This window comes from Bacillus sp. K7 (genome assembly GCF_053903245.1).
Window position 1 is genome coordinate 3,496,461 of the sequence record NZ_CP096406.1, and the last position, 20,433, is coordinate 3,516,893.

General features: G+C 45.0%; 18 protein-coding genes and 1 pseudogene. 5 read left to right on the plus strand and 14 right to left on the minus strand.

The genetic code is table 11. From position 1 onward, the window contains the following. Nucleotides 1-30 precede the first annotated feature (30 nt). The 10 genes from malS to spo0F form a co-directional block, all read right to left on the minus strand. Nucleotides 31-1,728: an oxaloacetate-decarboxylating malate dehydrogenase gene (malS, locus tag M1D98_RS17905; protein WP_205600457.1), complete on the minus strand. Its 1,698-nt coding sequence runs from the start codon at nucleotides 1,726-1,728 to the stop codon at nucleotides 31-33. 287 nt (nucleotides 1,729-2,015) lie between these two features. Further along, entirely contained in the window at nucleotides 2,016-2,603 is a 588-nt protein-coding gene (locus tag M1D98_RS17910; protein ID WP_010328938.1) for a thymidine kinase, read from the minus strand. 86 nt (nucleotides 2,604-2,689) lie between these two features. After that, complete coding sequence (gene rpmE / locus M1D98_RS17915; protein WP_003151132.1) at nucleotides 2,690-2,890, minus strand: 50S ribosomal protein L31; 201 nt, start codon at nucleotides 2,888-2,890, stop codon at nucleotides 2,690-2,692. Between the two features lie 118 nt (nucleotides 2,891-3,008). Beyond that, nucleotides 3,009-4,292 carry a transcription termination factor Rho gene (gene rho, locus M1D98_RS17920; RefSeq protein ID WP_010328939.1) on the minus strand — a complete coding sequence of 428 codons (1,284 nt, stop codon included), beginning with the start codon at nucleotides 4,290-4,292 and terminating at the stop codon, nucleotides 3,009-3,011. 30 nt (nucleotides 4,293-4,322) lie between these two features. Next, nucleotides 4,323-4,484, minus strand: coding sequence for a hypothetical protein (locus M1D98_RS17925; protein ID WP_052245600.1), 162 nt, complete (start codon nucleotides 4,482-4,484; stop codon nucleotides 4,323-4,325). Nucleotides 4,485-4,697: 213 nt separating this feature from the next. After that, nucleotides 4,698-5,663, minus strand: coding sequence for a class II fructose-bisphosphatase (gene glpX / locus M1D98_RS17930; protein WP_456279803.1), 966 nt, complete (start codon nucleotides 5,661-5,663; stop codon nucleotides 4,698-4,700). A 31-nt stretch (nucleotides 5,664-5,694) separates the two neighbouring features. Beyond that, nucleotides 5,695-6,984, minus strand: coding sequence for a UDP-N-acetylglucosamine 1-carboxyvinyltransferase (locus M1D98_RS17935; RefSeq protein WP_010328941.1), 1,290 nt, complete (start codon nucleotides 6,982-6,984; stop codon nucleotides 5,695-5,697). A gap of 378 nt (nucleotides 6,985-7,362) precedes the next feature. Then, nucleotides 7,363-8,001: a fructose-6-phosphate aldolase gene (gene fsa / locus M1D98_RS17940; protein WP_010328943.1), complete on the minus strand. Its 639-nt coding sequence runs from the start codon at nucleotides 7,999-8,001 to the stop codon at nucleotides 7,363-7,365. A 118-nt stretch (nucleotides 8,002-8,119) separates the two neighbouring features. After that, nucleotides 8,120-8,977 carry a class II fructose-bisphosphate aldolase gene (locus tag M1D98_RS17945; RefSeq protein WP_010328944.1) on the minus strand — a complete coding sequence of 286 codons (858 nt, stop codon included), beginning with the start codon at nucleotides 8,975-8,977 and terminating at the stop codon, nucleotides 8,120-8,122. Between the two features lie 178 nt (nucleotides 8,978-9,155). Then, entirely contained in the window at nucleotides 9,156-9,530 is a 375-nt protein-coding gene (gene spo0F, locus M1D98_RS17950; protein ID WP_082022673.1) for a sporulation initiation phosphotransferase Spo0F, read from the minus strand. Nucleotides 9,531-9,695: 165 nt separating this feature from the next. Here spo0F and M1D98_RS17955 point away from each other — a divergent pair, with 165 nt between their 5' ends. Further along, entirely contained in the window at nucleotides 9,696-10,217 is a 522-nt protein-coding gene (locus M1D98_RS17955; RefSeq protein WP_456279804.1) for a DUF2529 domain-containing protein, read from the plus strand. An 83-nt stretch (nucleotides 10,218-10,300) separates the two neighbouring features. On the opposite strand, the gene pyrG is transcribed toward M1D98_RS17955, so the two are convergent. From pyrG to M1D98_RS17975, 4 genes and pseudogenes are all read right to left on the minus strand, one after another. Continuing rightward, on the minus strand, nucleotides 10,301-11,908 hold the full coding sequence (gene pyrG, locus M1D98_RS17960) for a glutamine hydrolyzing CTP synthase (RefSeq protein ID WP_456279805.1): 1,608 nt from the start codon (nucleotides 11,906-11,908) through the stop codon (nucleotides 10,301-10,303). A gap of 237 nt (nucleotides 11,909-12,145) precedes the next feature. Beyond that, complete coding sequence (gene rpoE / locus M1D98_RS17965) at nucleotides 12,146-12,679, minus strand: DNA-directed RNA polymerase subunit delta (protein WP_010328948.1); 534 nt, start codon at nucleotides 12,677-12,679, stop codon at nucleotides 12,146-12,148. 182 nt (nucleotides 12,680-12,861) lie between these two features. Continuing rightward, nucleotides 12,862-14,001, minus strand: coding sequence for an acyl-CoA dehydrogenase (locus tag M1D98_RS17970; protein WP_456279806.1), 1,140 nt, complete (start codon nucleotides 13,999-14,001; stop codon nucleotides 12,862-12,864). Then, nucleotides 13,998-16,114 (minus strand): annotated as a pseudogene (locus M1D98_RS17975) (heterodisulfide reductase-related iron-sulfur binding cluster). The gene M1D98_RS17970 and the pseudogene M1D98_RS17975 overlap by 4 nt, the downstream one beginning before the upstream one ends. A 154-nt stretch (nucleotides 16,115-16,268) precedes the next feature. On the opposite strand from M1D98_RS17975, the gene cls reads away from it, so the two are divergent. From cls to M1D98_RS17995, 4 genes are all read left to right on the plus strand, one after another. Beyond that, complete coding sequence (gene cls, locus M1D98_RS17980; protein WP_268526257.1) at nucleotides 16,269-17,465, plus strand: cardiolipin synthase; 1,197 nt, start codon at nucleotides 16,269-16,271, stop codon at nucleotides 17,463-17,465. A 12-nt stretch (nucleotides 17,466-17,477) separates the two neighbouring features. Beyond that, nucleotides 17,478-18,440 carry a UV DNA damage repair endonuclease UvsE gene (uvsE, locus tag M1D98_RS17985; protein ID WP_010328952.1) on the plus strand — a complete coding sequence of 321 codons (963 nt, stop codon included), beginning with the start codon at nucleotides 17,478-17,480 and terminating at the stop codon, nucleotides 18,438-18,440. An 80-nt stretch (nucleotides 18,441-18,520) separates the two neighbouring features. Further along, a complete protein-coding gene (locus tag M1D98_RS17990; RefSeq protein WP_010328953.1) occupies nucleotides 18,521-18,793 on the plus strand; it encodes a hypothetical protein in 273 nt (90 codons plus the stop codon). Nucleotides 18,794-18,927: 134 nt separating this feature from the next. Further along, entirely contained in the window at nucleotides 18,928-20,280 is a 1,353-nt protein-coding gene (locus M1D98_RS17995) for an IS1182 family transposase (RefSeq protein WP_010329164.1), read from the plus strand. Nucleotides 20,281-20,433: the final 153 nt, after the last annotated feature.

Sequence of the window (20,433 nt, forward strand, 5' to 3'; positions counted from 1 at the left end):
TTCCCTCGGACGATATATATTTATAGTTAATTATTTTGCGATGACTTTTTTGTATTCCGGTGTCCACATCGCATCAAGAACTGCTTGTTTCACATCTTCAGGCTGGCGATTTGCTACGCCGTCTTTAATAGCTGCTTCTGCAACAGCAATCGCAACTTGAATAGAAACTTCTTGAAGCTTATCAATGCTTGGAAGCAATCCTGCTCCAGGCGTTTCAAAATCAACCATTTCAGCAATCGCATCAGCAGTTGCAGCAAACATAGCAGGCGTAATCACACGTGCTTCCGCTACAATTGACCCAAGTCCAAGACCAGGGAACGCGAATGCGTTGTTAGATTGTCCGATTTCATAAGAAACACCGTTGTATTCCACATTTTCAAACGGGCTTCCTGTTGCTACAAGCACTTTTCCGTCAGTCCATTTGAATAGATCTTCAGGAGTCGCTTCCGCAAGGTGAGTCGGGTTTGACATCGGCATGATTACCGGACGGTCTGTGTGAGAAGCCATTTCTTTTACAATTTCCTCTGTAAACGCGCCTGATACGCCTGAAGTACCGATTAAGATTGTTGGTTTCGCTTGGCGAACCACTTCATCGAATGGAATTTGGCCTTTTTCATCGCGTTTCCAATCTTTCACTTCGTCCGCAGTGCGGAGGTAAGGTTTTTGGAAATCAAGGATGCCTTCGATTTCTTCAGTCAGCAAGCCTCTGTAATCAATTGTGTAGAAGCGGTTGTTCGCTTCTTCTTCAGATAATCCCGCAAGCACCATTGTGTCACGGATCTGGTCAGCGATTCCGATACCCGCTGAACCCGCACCGAAGACAACAACACGCTGATCTTTAATAGATGCGCCTGTTTTCTTCATAGCAGCAAGCACACCGGCAAGTGTAATCGCGCCTGTACCTTGAATATCATCGTTGAATGTCAGAATGTCGTTGTTGTATTTCTTCATGATATTGCGCGCATTTTTATTACCGAAGTCTTCCCAGTGAAGAAGCGCTTTAGGGAAGAATTTCAGCGCTGCTTTTACATACGCATCAACAAATTCTTCATATCGTTCATCTGAAATACGTTCATGATGGTTACCGATATATAAAGGATCATTTAAAAGTTTTTCGTTGTTCGTACCGACATCAAGCACAACCGGGATCACACGGCTTGGGTCAATACCAGCTGCTGCAGTATAAACAGCCAATTTACCGATCGCGATGTTAATACCGCCTACACCCCAGTCACCGATTCCGAGGATGCTTTCAGAGTCAGTTGCAACGATCAAATCAATGTCGCCCGCTGTCGCATGAAGGTTTTCAAACGCTTTTTCAATACCCTCAATGTTGTCGATTGACAAGTAGATACCTTGAGGTCTTCTGTATTCATGGCTGTATTCCTGAATCGCTTCGCCAACTGTCGGTGTGTAAACAACAGGAAGCATTTCGCGAAGATGGTTTTTCAGCAATTTATAGAAAAGAACTTCGTTGCGGTTTGCCAGATCATTTAAGTAAACATTTTGACGAAGGCGGTCTGGCTGAGCTTTAAACTGCTCATATGCGCGTTTTGCTTGTTGATCTAGAGAAAGTACTGTTGGCGGAAGAAGTCCTTCTAAGCCAAGTTCTTGTCTTTCTTCTAATGAGAAAGCAACACCTTTATTCAATGTAGGAATAGATAAAACTTCTTTTCCTCTAAGAGTGGTTTCTAAATGACCTTCCTTAGTTTTTTTTATGTTATTCAAGCAAATCTCCTTCTTTCTTGAAATAGTTAACCAGGTTAAGTAATAATCCATCTAAAAAATACGATCATGATCTTTATACGACTTTATGACAATTATTCGAACAATGTCTAAAAACTATTTACATTACGTAAGCTATTGTATGCCTGTCAAAATCAAAATTCAAGGGAAGAAAATTACTTAATTTTTTAATACACTTAATTAAATTTTTTAATTAAGTGTTGTCAGAAAATAAAAAAAACACCGGTGTTTTTAGCCGGTGCTTTCTAGCTTTATACCCATGTTTCGGGCTATTTTTTAGGTTTTCCTGGAACTTCATGATGATGTCTGCATCTTGCTTCATAGGATTCGGATGCCCCCACCAAAATGACCGGATCATCGTAAGAAGCAGGTTTGCCGTCAATCAGGCGCTGCGTTCTGCTCGCAGGCGATCCGCAGACGGAACAGACGGCTTGCAGCTTCGTCACACTTTCCGCGATCGCCATTATATCCGGGACGACGCCGAACGGCTCTCCCCTAAAATCCATATCAAGACCAGCTGCAATCACACGGTAGCCTTTATCGGCAAGGGATGATAAAACCTCTACAATTCCCTCGTCAAAAAACTGAACTTCATCAACCGCAATCACATCCGTACTTTCGCTAATGTGTTCCCAAATATCCGCAGCAGCAGAAATGGCATAGCTCTTCATGGATGTTCCATTATGGGAGACAACAGCATCTTCGCTGTATCGATTATCAATCACAGGCTTAAAAACCCTGACTTCCTGCTTGGCATAAGTCGCTCTCTTCACTCTTCTGATCAGCTCTTCAGATTTCCCCGAGAACATGCTGCCGCAAATCAGCTCAAGCCAACCGCTTTGTTTCATTATGTACATAGGCTCTGTTCCCCTCTTTCTGCCAGCTGTTTTAGACAATATAAAAAACAGGCAAGACTGCTTCTTGCCTGTTGAAAAATCTATTATTACTTAAGACCGTATTTTTTGTTAAAGCGATCAACACGACCATCAGCAGAAGCGAATTTTTGACGGCCAGTATAGAATGGGTGGCACTCAGAGCAAATCTCAACGCGTACCTCTTCTTTTACTGAGCCTGTTTCAAATTCATTTCCACAAGCGCATTTCACTGTTGCTTTTTTGAAATTAGGATGAATTCCTGCTTTCATTGTATCCATCTCCTTCCGCCCTGAATCCCGTGTGGAAACAGAGTTATTATTTCGGAGCGTTGTCCGAAACGCATATGAGAAAATTATATCAGTGATTTACTTCTTTTGCAAATACAATTTACCGTCTTGCCGATGATAGATTTGCCTGTTTCCATTCTTGATTGAGGATATCGAAAAATTCCTGATTTGTTTTGGTTTTTTTCATTTTTCTCATGAACTTTTCCGCAAAATCAGGTGAATCAGACATCGTTTTGCGGATCGACCATAAGCGATCAAGATGCTCTTTAGGCACAAGCAGCTCTTCCTTGCGCGTTCCTGAACGGCGGATATCGATGGCCGGGAAGATGCGGCGCTCTGCCAGAGAGCGGTCGAGGTGAAGCTCCATGTTGCCCGTTCCCTTGAATTCTTCATAAATCACATCGTCCATACGTGATCCTGTATCGACCAGAGCTGTAGCTAGGATGGTTAAGCTGCCACCCTCTTCGATATTTCTCGCAGCCCCGAAGAAACGCTTCGGACGATGGAACGCCGCTGGGTCAATCCCTCCGGAAAGCGTTCTTCCGCTCGGCGGAATTACTAAGTTGTAGGCGCGGGCAAGGCGTGTAATGCTGTCCATCAGGATGATGACGTCTTTTTTGTGTTCCACTAGACGCATCGCGCGCTCAAGCACAAGCTCGGCAACTTTGATATGGTTTTCCGGCACTTCGTCAAACGTTGAGCTGACGACATCCCCAGCCACAGAGCGTTCGATATCAGTCACTTCTTCCGGTCTTTCGTCGATCAAAAGCACGATCAGCTCTGCTTCAGGCTGGTTCGCTGTAATGCTGTTGGCAATTTCCTTCAGCAGCATCGTTTTTCCGGCTTTTGGCGGCGCGACAATCAAACCGCGCTGTCCAAATCCGACCGGCGCCATCATGTCCATAATTCTGGTAGACAAGAAGTTTGGCTTTGTCTCCAACACCATTTGACGGTCTGGATAAAGAGGTGTAAGCGCCGGGAAATGCACACGCTCTTTTGCTGATTCGGGATCATCTCCATTTACCGCTTCAACGTGCAAAAGTCCGTAATAACGCTCATTTTCTTTTGGCGGGCGAACCTTGCCTGATACTTTGTCTCCGTTTCGCAAATCGAAGCGGCGAATTTGTGAAGCTGAGATGTAAATGTCTTCTGAGCTTGGAGAGTAGTTGATCGGTCTTAGGAAGCCGAAACCTTCAGACTGGATGATCTCAAGAACGCCTTCCATAAACAGCAGGTCTTCCTGTTCTGCGTTTGCTTTCAGAATGGCGAAAATGAGTTCTTTTTTTGTCAGTTTGCTGTAATAGGAGATTTTATAATGTCTTGCAAGTTCATAAAGCTCTTTCAATTTCATATTTTCCAAAGAGGAAATAGATACATTTTTCATAAAAACACCACGCTTTTCATAGTCAATATCTTACTCTGCACATATCATCTGCTGCTTTTGCACAACATCCGCCAAAGCACATTCTTTTTTCAACATAAAGGAACTTCTATCGGTAACACTTCCACCCATGATCGGCGCTTTTGTTAAAAGGATTGTCTTAATGAGTTTTGAAGGAAGCGAGGACAAAAACATGAGAAGATCAATACTTATATCGTCTGTATGCGGTAGAAATTGAAACATTCCTAGTGCTTAAAAGAAGGAATTACGCAGTAAAATTCGCAGCACTCTTTATTTTTACCTTATTTCAGAAAATTATTCAACTGAAATAAGGTTTTGACACTGAATTGATAGAGTTGACTCTTTTTTGCAAAAGAAAAGCGGGCTCATCCCCGCTTTCTCTGTTTGTTATGGACGGATTACAAGATTTGGTTTCTTTTTCAAGCTGTGTCTGCCGTCAACGAAGCGGACAGTTCCGGATTTCGCACGAATCACTAAGCTTTCAGTTGTGCCGACAGAGCCTTTGAATTGAACGCCTTTTAACAGCTCACCGTCAGTTACCCCGGTAGCTGCAAAAATCGCGTCATCGCCTTTCACAAGATCTTCCATGCGAAGGACTTTGCTTACATCAAGGCCCATGTTGTTGCAGCGCTTGATTTCTTCTTGATTTTGCGGAAGGAGTCTACCAATGATTTCTCCGCCCAGCGCTTTTAACGCAACAGCAGAAAGCACCCCCTCAGGAGCTCCGCCTGATCCGAACAGAATGTCGACGCCCGTGTGGTCGAAAGCCGTATTGATGGCGCCTGCGACATCGCCATCATTGATCAATTTGATCCTGGCTCCCGCCTCACGAAGTTGAGAAATAATGTTTGCGTGTCTATCACGGTTTAAAATGGTGGCAACGACGTCCTCAACGTCCTTGTTTTTCGCTTTTGCCACCGCTTTAAGGTTATCAATGACAGGGGCTTCAATGTCAATGCAGCCCACCGCTTCCGGGCCGACTGCGATTTTATCCATATACATGTCAGGGGCGTTCAGAAGCGTGCCGTGGTCTGCGACTGCAATAACGGTCAGCGCGTTCCAGCCGCCGCTTGCCACGATGTTTGTGCCTTCAAGAGGGTCAACTGCGACATCCACGCGCGGACCGTATCCGTTTCCGAGCTTTTCCCCAATATACAGCATCGGTGCTTCGTCCATTTCGCCTTCACCGATCACAACGGTTCCTTTCATCGGAACGGTATCAAAAACGTCTCTCACTGCACTTGTTGCCGCTTCATCAGCCTCGTCTTTTTTTCCCCGGCCCATCCATCTTGCAGATGCCAATGCAGCAGCTTCTGTCACACGTACCAATTCCATTGATAAACTTCTTTCCATTCAACACGAGCTCCTCTCCACAAATAACCATTTATGAATTTTGCAGCTGCTCTATTTCTTCGTCAGTCATTCTTTCACGCCAGATTGTCGCTCCAAGCCCTTCGAGTTTCTTTTCAAGACTGCTGTATCCGCGGTCAATATGCTCCAAACCCGTAATTTCCGTCACGCCGTCAGCCATCAGGCCGGCTACCACCAGACAGGCTCCGGCACGCAGATCGCTCGCCTTCACTTTTGCGCCTTGAAGCTCGACAGGACCTGTGATGATGGCAGATCTGCCTTCTACTTTCATATTCGCACCCATCCGTCTCAGCTCGTCAATGTGCTTGAATCTTGCCGAGTAAATGGTGTCCGTTACGACGCTTGTCCCTTTCGCTCTTGTCAGGAGCGCCGTCATCGGCTGCTGCAAATCTGTCGGGAAGCCCGGATATACGAGGGTTTTGACATCAACCGGCTTTAAGTGCTTCTGCCCGCCGACAATGAGAAGCTGGTCATCGCTTGTTTCGATATGGTATCCCATTTCCCTCAGCTTTGCCGTTAACGACTCTAGATGAGTGGGAATCACATTATCGATCATGACTTCCTTGCCCATTGCAGCAGCCGCAATCATAAATGTCCCGGCCTCAATTCTGTCCGGAATAATCGTATGTTTGCAGCCGTGCAGCTCCTCCACGCCGTCGATTCGGATCACATTGGTTCCCGCACCTTTGATTTTGGCGCCCATGCTCGTAAGCAGTGTCGCAACATCAATGATCTCAGGCTCCTTCGCAGCGTTTTCGATGAGCGTTTTCCCTTCTGCCAAAACAGCGGCAAGCATAATGTTAATGGTTGCCCCTACGCTCACGACATCTAAATAGATACGTGCGCCTCTCAGCCTTTCAGCACGCAAATAAATGGCGCCCTGTTCGTTGGTCACTTCAGCTCCGAGCGCTTCAAAGCCTTTAATATGCTGATCAATCGGCCGGGGCCCCAAATGGCAGCCGCCGGGCAATCCGATGACGGCCTGCTTGAAGCGGCCTAGCATCGCTCCCATTAAATAATAGGACGCGCGAAGCTTTTTTACTTTTCCGTTAGGAAGCGGCATACTGATCATCGACGTCGGGTCAACGACCATTTCCCCATTATCAAAATGTACGTTTCCGCCGATTTCCTTTAACAGGTCACGCAGCGTTTCAATATCTGAAATCTCTGGAAGCCCTTCAATAGTCACCTCGGAATTTGCCAAAATGGTTGCTGGTATTAAAGCAACAGCGCTGTTTTTAGCGCCGCTGATATGTACTGTACCGTTTAACGAGTCACCGCCGGCAATATTCAACTTTTCCATGATAGTCTCCTTCCATAAGAAGATAGCTGCGGAGCTAAATAAAATGTCATTTTATTCTGTCTCTGCAAATAAAGCTCATGTCCAAAATCTAGCCAATTCGAAGAGAAAGAATACAACACATTGTAAAATATCAGGAAGAAAATAGCGAAGCTTTTTGCGGGGCACAGGTTTCGAAAATTGCACAGAGACCCGCCGGCTCGAGAAACATATCGTCATCCGGCAAAAGCAGTACGCAAACACTTCATTCCGATATCAGCTTCTGCAGCCCAATGATTCCTTCTCTGTAAAGCGGCGTCAGTGTCTGTAGGTCCGCTGTATCAGGACGGTGAAAAACAAAGGCCGCGGCAAACAGGCATAAACTGTTTGCCGCCCTTTGCATTATTTATTCCAGTCTGCCAGGAATTGTTCAATACCTTTGTCTGTTAACGGATGCTTAGTGAGTGAATGAATGACTTTCAGCGGCATAGTGCCGATATGGGCCCCTCTTAGAGCGGCTTCTGTCACGTGTTGCGGATGGCGGATTGACGCCGCAATGATTTGCGTGTCAAGACCGTGAATGTCAAAAATGGCTTTGACGTCTGAAATCAGGTCAAGTCCGTTGTGGCCGATGTCATCTAAGCGTCCAAGGAAAGGTGATACATACGTCGCCCCTGCTCTGGCGGCAAGAAGCGCCTGGTTTGCATTGAAGATCAATGTGACGTTTGTTTTGATGCCTAATTCAGTAAGCGCTCTTACCGCTTTAAGGCCGTCAGACGTCATCGGGATTTTCACCGTAATGTTCGGAGCGATTTTCGCCAGTTCTTTACCTTCCTCGATCATTTCCTCAGCTTTTAAAGAAATAACCTCTGCGCTTACAGAGCCTTTTACGACTTCTGTGATCTCGCGAAGACGGTCGTGGAATGATACATTAGCTTCTTTCGCTACTAAACTAGGGTTCGTCGTTACACCAGCAAGAATTCCTAATTCATTCGCTTCTTTAATTTCATCAATATTGGCTGTATCAATAAAAAATAACATGTTCAAAAAGCCTCCTTGAGTAAGAAATTTTCTGAATTGCGAATATGATTGCGCTTTCTAAAGATAGACGGAAAACCGCCTGTCAAGCTGTCAGGCGGTTATAAACGTTCCAATTGAATTAAGCTTGGTTTGAAGAACCAAATTCACGCATTTTACCGATAACTGTTTCTTTAATCGCTTCACGAGCAGGTCCAAGATATTTACGAGGATCGTATTCGTTAGGCTTAGCTGCCAAAGTATCGCGAACAGCTTTTGCAGAAGAAATTTGGTTTTCAGTATTTACGTTGATTTTAGCTGTACCAAGTGAAATTGATTTTTTGATGTCAGCAGTCGGAATTCCAGTACCGCCGTGGAGAACTAATGGAAGGCCAGTTGTTTTACCGATATCTTCCATTTCCTTGAAACCAAGGTTTGGTTCGCCTTTGTAAGGGCCGTGAACAGAACCTAATGCTGGTGCAAGGCAGTCGATGCCAGTGCGCTCAACAAGCTCTTGGCACTCTTTAGGGTCAGCGTAGATTACGCCTTCAGCGATAACATCATCTTCTTGTCCGCCGACTGTTCCAAGCTCAGCTTCTACAGATACTCCGTGGAAATGAGCAAGCTCAACAACTTTAGAAGTTGTTGCGATGTTTTCTTCAAATGGATGGTGAGAAGCGTCGATCATGACAGATGTGAAACCTGCATGAATCGCTTTCGCACAAGATTCAAAGCTTGAACCATGGTCTAAGTGAATCGCAACAGGAACTGTCACGTTGTAATCTTCCATAAGTGCTTTCACCATAGCAACGACTGTTTTGAAGCCGCCCATGTAGCGTCCCGCACCTTCAGAAACACCAAGGATCACTGGAGATTTTTCTTCTTCAGCTGCTTGTAAAATCGCTTGAGTAAACTCAAGGTTGTTTAAGTTGAATTGTCCTACTGCATAACCTTTTTCTTTAGCTGTATTCAACATTTCTGTCATAGAAACTAAAGGCATGTCGAATGTCCTCCTTATGTAGCCTGATTGTCTTCTAGCGAAAAAAGCTTTCCACCCTAGCATGACCCATAAATTGCTGTCATATGTAAATACTCAGATCGCTTTTTCTCCATAACTAGAATACCAACTTTTCGACAAATGGGCAACACAATGACATCATACATTTGTATCTTCTTTGTTAATTAGACTTCAGGGGCAGATATTTTTTCACGGCTTCTCTGATTTCATCGATATCAAAAGGCTTCGCAAAGTGCGTCAGAGCGCCCAGTTCTTTTGATTCCTGGATCATGTCGAGCTCTCCGTATGCCGTCATAATGATCACCCGGATATCTTCGTCAATGACCTTCATCCGTTTTAAGATTTCAATTCCGTCCATGCCGGGAATTTTCATGTCCAGAAGCACAAGGTCGGGCCGTTCTTTTGTCACGATGTCAAGCGCCTGCAATCCGTTTGCAGCCTGGAATGTCTGGTAGCCTTCTTTATTGAACACTTCGTTAAGCAAAATACGTATGCCGTATTGATCATCAACGATTAAAATTTTTTCATTCATCATTTTACACCCCAATATTATGATTTTCGTCAAAAGTAAGCAGTAGTGTATGTATTCTGTTTGATTTTCCTATTTCCTTTAATTATAATAGTCTACTTTACGACATTTTCTGAGCATTTTCTCTTTTGTTGTATACTGATATTGTACGTTATAAAGGAGGATTCACTTATGTTGAAAATATTCACGACACAGTTAACAGGTATTTTTTCCCGCATTCAGGATAAGGAATCTGACGCGATTGAAGATGGGGCGCGGCTGCTTGCCCAAGCGGTGGTCAGCGGGCATTCCATATATATATACGGAGCAAATGAGCTTCAGGGCGTCTTATACGAGGCTGCCGAAAGCACAGAACCGCTGCCTTCCGTCAAACCTTTTCCAAAAAGTGCTGATGAAGTGACAGAAAGTGACAGAGTGCTGATGTTTTGCTCAGGGACGGGCACAGCCGAAGAGCAGGCGCTCGCAAAAGAGCTTTATGAAAAGGGTGCGGGAGTCGTATGCGTATCGCCGGCAGCCAAAGACAGTGCGGGAATGGAACCATATTGCGATGTACATATTGATTCCAAATTAAAAATGCCGCTTGTTCCCGATGAAGACGGCACCCGTTACGGATTTCCCTCTTTAATGACAGCACTGTATGTCTACCATGTTCTATCGTTTACATTAAAAGAAATTCTGCAAGAGTATGCATAATATCTTATTGTACATGCTGTATGTTGCCGGAAACAAATAAAAAAGACTTGCCCGCTTTTGATAAAAACGGCAAGTCTTTTTTATTACTTCTGATTTGCAGCTTCGACAGACGCTCCGATAAAGCCTTTGAATAGAGGCTGAGGTCTTGTCGGTCTTGACTTGAATTCCGGGTGGAACTGAGAAGCCACGAACCAAGGGTGGTCTTTCAGCTCGATGATTTCAACAAGGCGTCCGTCAGGGCTTGTGCCTGAGAATACGAAGCCTTGGTCTTCCATTTGCTGTCTGAATTCGTTGTTGAATTCATAACGGTGGCGGTGGCGCTCGTACACCACTTCATCCTGATACACTTCAAAGGCTTTTGTGCCTTCTTCAAGCTTACAAGGGTAAAGGCCGAGGCGAAGCGTTCCGCCGAGGTCCTCAACATCCTTCTGTTCAGGAAGAAGGTCGATGATCGGGTATTGAGTTGACGGATCAATTTCGGCTGAGTGGGCGCCTTTTAAGCCCAATACATGCCGTGCGTATTCAATAGATGCAACCTGCATGCCAAGGCAGATGCCCAAGAACGGAATGTTGTTTTCGCGCGCGTATTTTGTTGCGACGATTTTGCCTTCAACACCGCGATCGCCGAATCCGCCCGGTACGATGATACCGTCCGTTCCGTTCGTAAGCTCTTTAATGTTGCCTTCTGTTACTTCTTCCGCGTTGATCCATTTCACTTTTACATCTGTGTCGAACGCATAACCCGCATGGCGGAGTGATTCAACGACAGAGATGTACGCGTCAGGAAGCTCAACGTATTTCCCGACAAGGCCGATCGTGATCGTTTGAGACAGATTGCTGACCTTGTTAACAAGCGCTTTCCACTCGGACATTTCCGCCTCTTTGCAATCTAATTGCATGTGATCGCAAACAAGCTTATCCAGCCCTTGTTTTTGAAGCTCAAGCGGAATGGAGTAGAGGTTGTCCGCATCTTCACATTCAATAACCGCTTTTGTATCTATATCGCAGAATAGCGCGATTTTATCTTTCATATCTTGAGAAATCGGCATTTCTGTACGAACAACGATGATATTTGGCTGAATGCCCAAGCTGCGCAGTTCTTTTACACTGTGCTGTGTCGGTTTTGTTTTCAATTCGCCCGCAGCCTTAATGTAAGGCACAAGCGTACAGTGGATGTACATGACATTTTCACGGCCGATGTCACTCTTCATTTGGCGAATGGCTTCAAGGAATGGCAGTGATTCGATATCCCCGACAGTACCGCCGATTTCCGTAATCACGACATCTGCGTTTGTTTCTTTCCCCGCGCGGTACACACGGTCCTTCAGTTCGTTTGTGATGTGCGGGATGACCTGTACCGTTCCGCCAAGATAGTCACCGCGTCGTTCTTTTTTAAGAACTGTTGAATAAATTTTACCTGTAGTCACGTTGCTGAATTTATTCAGGTTGATATCGATAAAACGCTCATAGTGACCAAGGTCCAAATCTGTTTCAGCGCCGTCATCCGTTACGAATACTTCACCGTGCTGGTACGGGCTCATGGTTCCCGGGTCGACGTTGATGTATGGATCGAATTTTTGAATTGTCACGTTCATTCCGCGGTTTTTCAGCAAACGTCCTAATGAAGCAGCTACAATACCCTTTCCAAGTGAGGATACAACTCCCCCGGTTACAAAAATATATTTCGTCATTTCGTTTGCTCCTCTCTTCGCTCTTAGCTACATGTTTAAAATGTACTGTTTTATAGAAAATCATTTAGCCTTTTAAATGATTTATTAAGAAAAATGAGGGGTGAAAATAAGAAAGCTCCCTTTCAATTTCTTGAAAGGGAGCAAAACGCACTATGTTCTCTCTTCGTTTTTGAAGAGCCCAAAATACATACTACATAGTTCGACTTTGAAAGTCAAGATTGTTTTAAAGATGATCTTTTACGATTTGATTTCCTCTTCATCTTCATCATAGTCGTCATCTTCATCTTCATCTTCATCAATCAGATCTTCTTCGATCTCAAGTTCATCGTCGTCTTCGTCAATATCTTCATCATCAAAATCGCCGGTATCAAGATCAAGTTGTTCCTCGACTTCATCCAAATCAATGTCGTCTTCATCGATCTCTTCAAACTCGTCAAGATCAAGATCTTCTTCGACTGCTTTCTTCGCTTTTTTCTTTTTCGCTTTAACTGTCGGCTGAGTTTCTTCATCAAGCTGGTCATACGGATACCAGCTGCGAAGCCCCCAAGTCTGGTCAGAAAGCGCCAGGAAGCGGCCGTCAATATTTAAATCTGTATAAAATTGAGCGATGCGGTCTCCAAGCTCTTCTTTTGTCACACCGAGCAAAGATGCAATTTCATTTAAAAGCTCCTGAAAAGGAACTGGTTTTTTATGATCTTCAAATAATTCGTGAGCGATTTCCACTAAAGCCATTTCCTTTAGCTCTTCCTGTGAATATTGTTTGATACCCAAGGTCGGACACTCCCTTTCTATTACTTATATGTATCTGTTTTATCAATAATGAAAGCGATTTTGTATCGTTCTTATACAAACCATACCTCTCATTATAAACAAAATAAAACAGAATATGCTACCCTTAACAGCGTTAATTTAAATAATTTTACAAGAGTGGTCCGACTGATAGATATTTTGCGTCAATCCGCGAGCATTCTGGAGATGACAAGTCTTTGAATTTCTTGAGTGCCTTCATAGATTTGCGTGATTTTCGCATCACGCATATAGCGTTCAACCGAATAATCCTTTGTATAGCCGTAGCCGCCAAAAATCTGCACGGCTTCGGTCGTCACCTTCATCGCCGTATCCCCCGCCAACAGTTTGGACATGGCGGAAGCTTTTCCATATGGAAGGCCTGATGATTCCAGCCATGCCGCCTGATAGGTCAATAGCCTTGAAGCTTCTATCATTGTAGCCATATCTGCGAGTTTAAATGCGATGCCCTGCTGATCGGCGATCGATTTTCCGAATTGTTTTCTTTCTTTTGCGTACTGAAGGGCGGCATCAAGCGCCCCCTGAGCGATGCCCACGGCTTGGGCGGCAATGCCGTTTCTGCCTCCATCAAGCGTCTCCATCGCGATTTTGAAGCCTTCGCCTTCCTCTCCGAGACGGTTCGCCGCGGGAACAACACAATCTTCGAACGTGATTTCTGTTGTAGGAGACGAGCGGATGCCCATCTTCTTTTCTTTCTTGCCTGCAGAAAATCCTTCGAAATCCTTTTCTACAATAAAAGCGGAAATGCCTTTTTTCTTTTTCTCGGGATCCGTGACTGCAAAAACAAGGTACATATCCGCAATACCGCCGTTTGTGATAAACACTTTGGCGCCATTTAACACATAGTCATCACCGATTCGTTCAGCAGACGTTTTCATGGCGCCGGCGTCAGAGCCGGACCCCGCTTCCGTCAAAGCGAAAGCACCGATTTTCTCCCCGAGGGCCAGCTGTGTTAAGTGCTCTGCCTTCTGTTCTTCCGTCCCATAGGCAAACAGCGGCCAGCTGCATAGAGAGATATGGGCGGAAAGCGTCACACCGGTGGAGGCGCACACTTTCGAAAGCTCCTCCACCGCAATCACATAGGCCAGATAGTCACTTCCGATTCCTCCGTATTCTTCTGGCCACGGAATTCCCGTCAGCCCTAAATGCGCCATCTCCCGAAACAGTTCGCGGTCGAATCGTTCTTGTTCGTCGCGTTCTGCAGCTGACGGGGCCACCTCATGCTTTGCAAAGTCGCGCACCAATTTCCGTATCATCTCGTGTTCTTCTGACAATGAAAAATTCATGGCTTCTCCCCCATTTTCATACAGCCCCTAAGACAGATTGAGCCAGAAGCTCGGCAACATCATACGTTTTGACCCGGTCCTCGGCTTCTTTTGCCTTTGTGCCATCCCCAAGCATTGTGAGACAGTAAGGACAGCCCGAGCTGATCACCGATGGGTTGACCGCAAGCGCTTGCTCTGTCCGCGCGACGTTAATCCTGTTGCCCGTTTCTTCCTCCATCCACATTAACCCTCCGCCGGCGCCGCAGCACATGCCGGTTTCCCTGTTTCTCTCCATTTCAATCAGCTGCACGCCCGGAATGGCTTTCAAAATCTCTCTCGGCGGATCATAGACTTCGTTGTACCGGCCCAAGTAGCATGAATCGTGGAAGGTAATCGCCTCTTGAAGCGGGTGTTGCGGCTTTAATTTTCCGTTCTTTACAAGATCAGCCAGCACTTCTGTATGGTGATAAACCTCTGCTTCAAAGCCGAAATCAGGATACTCGTTTTTAAATAAATTGTATGCGTGCGGGTCGATCGTCACGATTTTTTTGATATGATTTTTTTCAAATTCAGCAATATTCTTTTCAGCCAGCTCTTGGAATAAAAACTCATTTCCTAAGCGGCGCGGCGTGTCCCCTGAATTTTTTTCTTTATTGCCAAGGATCGCGAAGGACACACCCGCGTGATTGAGCAGCTTGGCAAAGGAGATTGCGATTTTCTGGCTTCTGTTGTCGTAAGACCCCATCGAACCGACCCAGAAAAGGTACTCAAATTCTTTTCCCTCTTTTTTCAATTCTTTTACGGTCGGAATTTCTGTATTCGGCGCCGCGTCACGCCAATTCTCACGTTCCTTGCGATTGAGGCCCCACGGATTTCCCTGCCGCTCGATACTTGTCATGGCGCGCTGTGCGTCACTGTCCATTTTTCCTTCTGTCAGTACGAGGTAGCGGCGGAGATCGATGATTTTATCCACGTGCTCGTTCATGACCGGGCATTGATCCTCACAGTTTCGGCAAGTGGTGCACGCCCAAATTTCTTCCTCGGTGATGACATCGCCAATCAAGCTCAGCTCGTCATCCAGCGCGGCAGCGGCTTCCTGCGATCCGCTTCCTGATGAGGCCGCCGCCAGCTGATTTCCTCTCGTATGACGGAACGCTGCCGCGGGCACCCAAGGCGAGCGTGAAGTGACGGCGGCTCCTTTTTCTGTGAGATGATCTCTGAGACGCAAAATCAAGTCCATCGGCGACAGCATTTTTCCGGTGCCTGTTGCCGGACACATATTGGTGCAGCGGCCGCACTCAACACACGCGTACAGATCAAGCAGCTGAGACTGCTTGAAATCTTCAATTTTCCCCGCACCGTAGCTTTCTTTCGTTTCATCGGTAAAATCGATTTTTTCAAGCTTTCCGGCCGCTTCCATTCTATTGAAAAAGACATTGGCAGGGCCTGCGATGAGATGGGCATGCTTTGACTGCGGCACGTATACCAAAAAGCTCAGCAAAAATAGAAGATGCACCCACCATGCGATATAGAAAATCACCGCCGCGCCCGTTTTTCCGACTCCGCCAAGCAAAAACGCGATACCTGAGGCAATCGGCTCGCTCCAAGAAAGCCCATGCTCATGCCAGATGAGATTCATTCCGTTTCCCAGCAGTACCGTCAGCATTAATCCTCCGATAAAAATGAGAACAAGCCCTGCTTTGAAGCCGCGTTTCAGCCTGACGAGCTTTTCAATATAACGTCTGTAGAATGCCCAAGCCACAGCGATTAAAATGAGAAACGTAACAATTTCCTGAAAAAAGGTGAAGGCGGGATAAACAGGGCCAAGCGGCAAATTCCGGCCAGGAGCCAGTCCCTTGATGATAAAGTCGATTGCTCCGAACTGAACCAATATAAACCCGTAGAAAAACATGACATGAATGATTCCGCTCTTCTTGTCCTTCAGCAGTTTTTTCTGTCCGAATACATTCACCCATATGGCGCGAAGCCGTTCCTTGATCCTTTGATCAAATTGTTCTTTTTGGCCGAGTCTGATATAGGCCAGTCTCGTTTTGATCAAATAGACAAACAAATAGACAGCGTAAGCGGTTACAATCAGAAATAACAATGCGTTTGCGATGAGAAAGCCGCTCATTCCAATTCCCCCTTTTTACTGATAAAGACCGCGATCCCCTACCCTCGAATCTGTATAAGATTACCTTTATGATAAATAATGAATGAGTGTTCAGTCAATAATTAAATTCCTGCTGTTAGGGCACACTACCTTTACAACAGAAAGGAGTGCCGGGATGAAGATATTTTTCGCGATTCTTATCATCGTCATTATACTATTGGCTTTCATACTGCTTGATATCTTCATGGGGCGTGCCGTTTACAAAAAAAACGCGTACGAACCTGTTTTTTCAAAAAAGAAAAGTAATATCGAATTGATCCACTGCGGCGCTGATCTTGTGGAACGGATGATGAAAGATATCAGCCAGGCAGCTTCCTCTGTTCACGTGATGTTTTTCATTATGAAAAACGATGAGGTCAGCCACAATATGTTTACGCTGCTGAAAACAAAAGCACAAGCCGGTGTTTCTGTTTATTTGCTGCTGGATTGGTCGGGATGCCAAAAAATTAAACAACCGGCACTGGAAACGATGAAAAATGCCGGGGTTCATGTGCATTTTCTGAATAAGCCCCGTTTTCCTTTTTTCTTTTTTCATATGCAAAAACGGAATCACCGGAAAATCGCTGTGATAGACGGAGAAATCGGTTATATCGGCGGATTTAACATCGGTGAGGAATACCTTGGAAAGAAGGCGAAGTTCGGCAATTGGGAGGATTATCATCTGCGCATGAAGGGAGAAGGCGTGCATGATCTTCAAACGCTTTTTGCATCCGATCTTAAACGAAATACCGGTATTGAACTTGGCACGGATGTTTGGCCAGAGCTTCCGCAAGGGAATATCTCTCATAAGATTTATGCGACTGACGGTTATTCTCTTGAAAAAACGTATTTGGCAAATATCGCGCAGGCAAAAGAACGCATTACGATTTGCACGCCTTATTATATTCCGACAAAACCGCTTCAACAGGCCTTGGTCAAAGCAAGAAAAAACGGTGTAGCCGTTACGATCATCGTGCCGATGAAATCAGATCATCCGCTGGTCCGGGAAGCAGCTTATACCTATTATTCGGAACTCTTAGATGCCGGCTGTCTGATCTATCGTTTTTACCAGGGGTTTTATCATGTGAAAGCCCTGATCATAGACGATCATTTCAGCATCATCGGGACCGCCAATTTTGATCAGCGCAGCTTTTTTTTAAATGAAGAAGTGAATATCGAAATTGATAATGAAGCATTTACAAAAGAAGTCTATGCCACGATTGAAGAGGATATGAAAAGGTCAGAGCTGCTGACAAAGGACAACTTCAAAAAGCGCACGTTCAGGCAGCGCCCGGCGGAATGGCTTGGCCGAGCATTATCTTATTTTTTATAAAGGAGAATTCCTATGATTTTCAGATTCGGGTTCGTTTCAAACGCGATGAGCCTTTGGGAGGCGTCTCCCGCTAAAACACTGACATTCGCGCGTTATTCAAAGCTATCAAAGGATGAAAGAAAAGAAGCGCTGTTAACTGTGACAAAAGCCAATTTGCACAATACACTCAGAACCCTTCACTATATCATCGGCCACGGCATTCCTTTGTACCGTTTTTCCAGCTCAATTGTGCCGCTGGCCACGCATCCCGAAGTCATGTGGGATTTTGTGACGCCTTTTCAAAAGGAGTTTCGGGAGATCGGGGAGCTTGTCAAAACACATCATCTGAGAACAAGCTTCCATCCAAACCAATTCACTCTGTTCACGAGCCCGAAGGAAAACGTCACAAAAAATGCGGTAACCGATATGGCTTACCACTACCGCATGCTTGACGCCATGGGCATTGCCGGGCGCTCTGTCATTAACATTCATATAGGCGGCGCTTACGGAGATAAAGACACCGCCATTGCCCAGTTTCACCAAAATGTAAAGCAGCTTCCGGAGGAGATCAAACAGCGGATGACGCTTGAAAATGATGATAAAACATATACGACGGAAGAAACGCTTCAGGTTTGCGAACGAGAACATGTTCCGTTCGTCTTTGATTTTCATCATTTTTACGCAAATCCAGATGATCACGCAGACCTGAATGAAGCACTGCCCCGGATGATCAAAACGTGGGAGCGGATTGGGCTGCAGCCGAAGGTTCATCTGTCTTCCCCAAAATCGGAGCAGGCCATACGCAGCCATGCCGATTATGTTGACGCCAACTTTTTGCTGCCGCTGTTGGAACGCTTCAGGCAATGGGGGACCAATATTGATTTCATGATTGAAGCAAAGCAGAAAGACAAAGCGCTTCTCCGCCTGATGGATGAATTAAGCTCCATCCGCGGCGTCAAACGCATCGGCGGCGGCACACTGCAATGGAAATCATAAATGTGCATCACCAGGTTTAAAGCTCGTCCGCTCTGGGAACATACGCTATATAAGACAACAACCGATGGAGGAGAAAGATTATGAAAAACATCAAGTCTCTAAAAGTAGCCGCACAGGCATTTACTTTAAGAAATTTGATTCATCTTTATAAAATGTGCCATTCCGGCAGCCACGAGGTCTATATTTATTCGAAGAAAACGATGTGCAAAATCAAAAACTTAATTGAGCTCGAGACGTTCCGCATGGCTCATGATGAGAAAGAATATCTCATTGTAGTGGAGGGCACAAAAGCGTCCCAGCTGGTAGAAAAGTTTCAAAATATCATCGAGCCTGCTGAAAAAGAAGCGCTCTGACTTACATATAAAAAGGATAGACAAGATGTCTATCCAGGCTGTCGAGAAAATCTCGACAGCCTTTATTTTTCCTTAAAATCTCCATTCACGTGTAATAAAATAAAAGAAAGACTAAAAAGGATGGTGTCTTTCTTATGTTCCACACAAGAAATTCTTCTCAAAACGCAGCCGAATTTGTTCTGCTTGACCAACTCGTCGAAGAGGATCATTTGCTTCGAAAAATCGATAAACACATAGACTTCTCTTTTATCATTGAAAAGGTTAAGCCTTACTACAGCGAAAACAAAGGCCGCCCCTCACTCGATCCGCTGATTTTATTCAAAATGATGTTTATCGGCTACCTCTACGGTATCCGTTCAGAAAGACAGCTTGAAAAAGAAATTTACTACAATATGGCGTACAGATGGTTTTTGGGCCTGAATATCAATGACCCAGTTCCGCACCACTCCACCATCAGCTGGAACAGACGCACACGCTTTAAAGATACAACGATTTTCCAAGACATTTTTGATGAGATCGTTCTTCAGGCCATCAATCATGATATGGTGGGCGGACGTGTCCTTTTCACTGATTCAACTCATCTGAAAGCCAATGCCAACAAGCACAAATACACAAGAAAAACGATTGAACAGGATACACAAAACTATATCAAAGATTTAAATGAAGCCATTCAAGAAGATCGGGAGGAGCACGGAAAAAAGCCATTACCAGCCAAAGAGGAGGTGAAAGCTGAAAAAGAGATCCGCCACAGTACAACTGACCCTGAAAGTGGATATATGTATCGTGAAAACAAACCGGAGGGTTTCTTTTACTTAGATCACCGAACAACGGATATGAAACATAACATTATCACCGACGCCTATGTTACGCCTGGAAATGTCCATGATTCTGTGCCCTATCTTGACCGATTAGATCACCAAATTGCACGATTTGATTTTGAAGTAGAAGCCGTCGCTCTTGATTCTGGTTATTTGACGACTCCGATCTGTAAAGGATTAGCTGACCGCCATATTTTTGGCGTTATTGCGCATAGACGATATCACCCTACTAGAGGCTTGTTTCCAAAATGGAAGTTTCATTATGACAGTGAACAAGACAGATACATTTGCCCGAACCAGCAAACACTTACATACTCAACAACTGACCGAAAAGGCTACCGGTCATATAAATCAAATCCTGAAACCTGTTTCGCGTGCCCATTGCTTGAACAATGCACAAGATCAAAGAACCGCCAAAAGGTCATCACCCGGCATGTATGGGAGGACCACAAAGAAAAGATCAGACAAAATCGCTTATCTGTTTCAGGAAAAAACCTCTATAAAAAAAGAAAAGAAAAAATAGAGCGAAGCTTTGCAGATTCAAAACAGCTGCATGGGCTTCGCTATTGCAGGTTGAGGGGAAAACGGAATGTGAGTGAACAAGTTCTCCTCACAGCCGCATGCCAGAACATGAAGAAGATTGCCACATACCTAGCCAAGCAGGGCTAGGTATGTGGGAGCTCTTTTTCAGTTTTTGAAATCCGCTGAACAACTAAAGAAACAGTAGAAAACAAAAAAGCTTGTAGAAAAAACGTCGTTTTCTCTACAAGCTGGATAGACAAGATGTCTATCCTTTTTCTTATGGTTTAACAAAATGTAAAA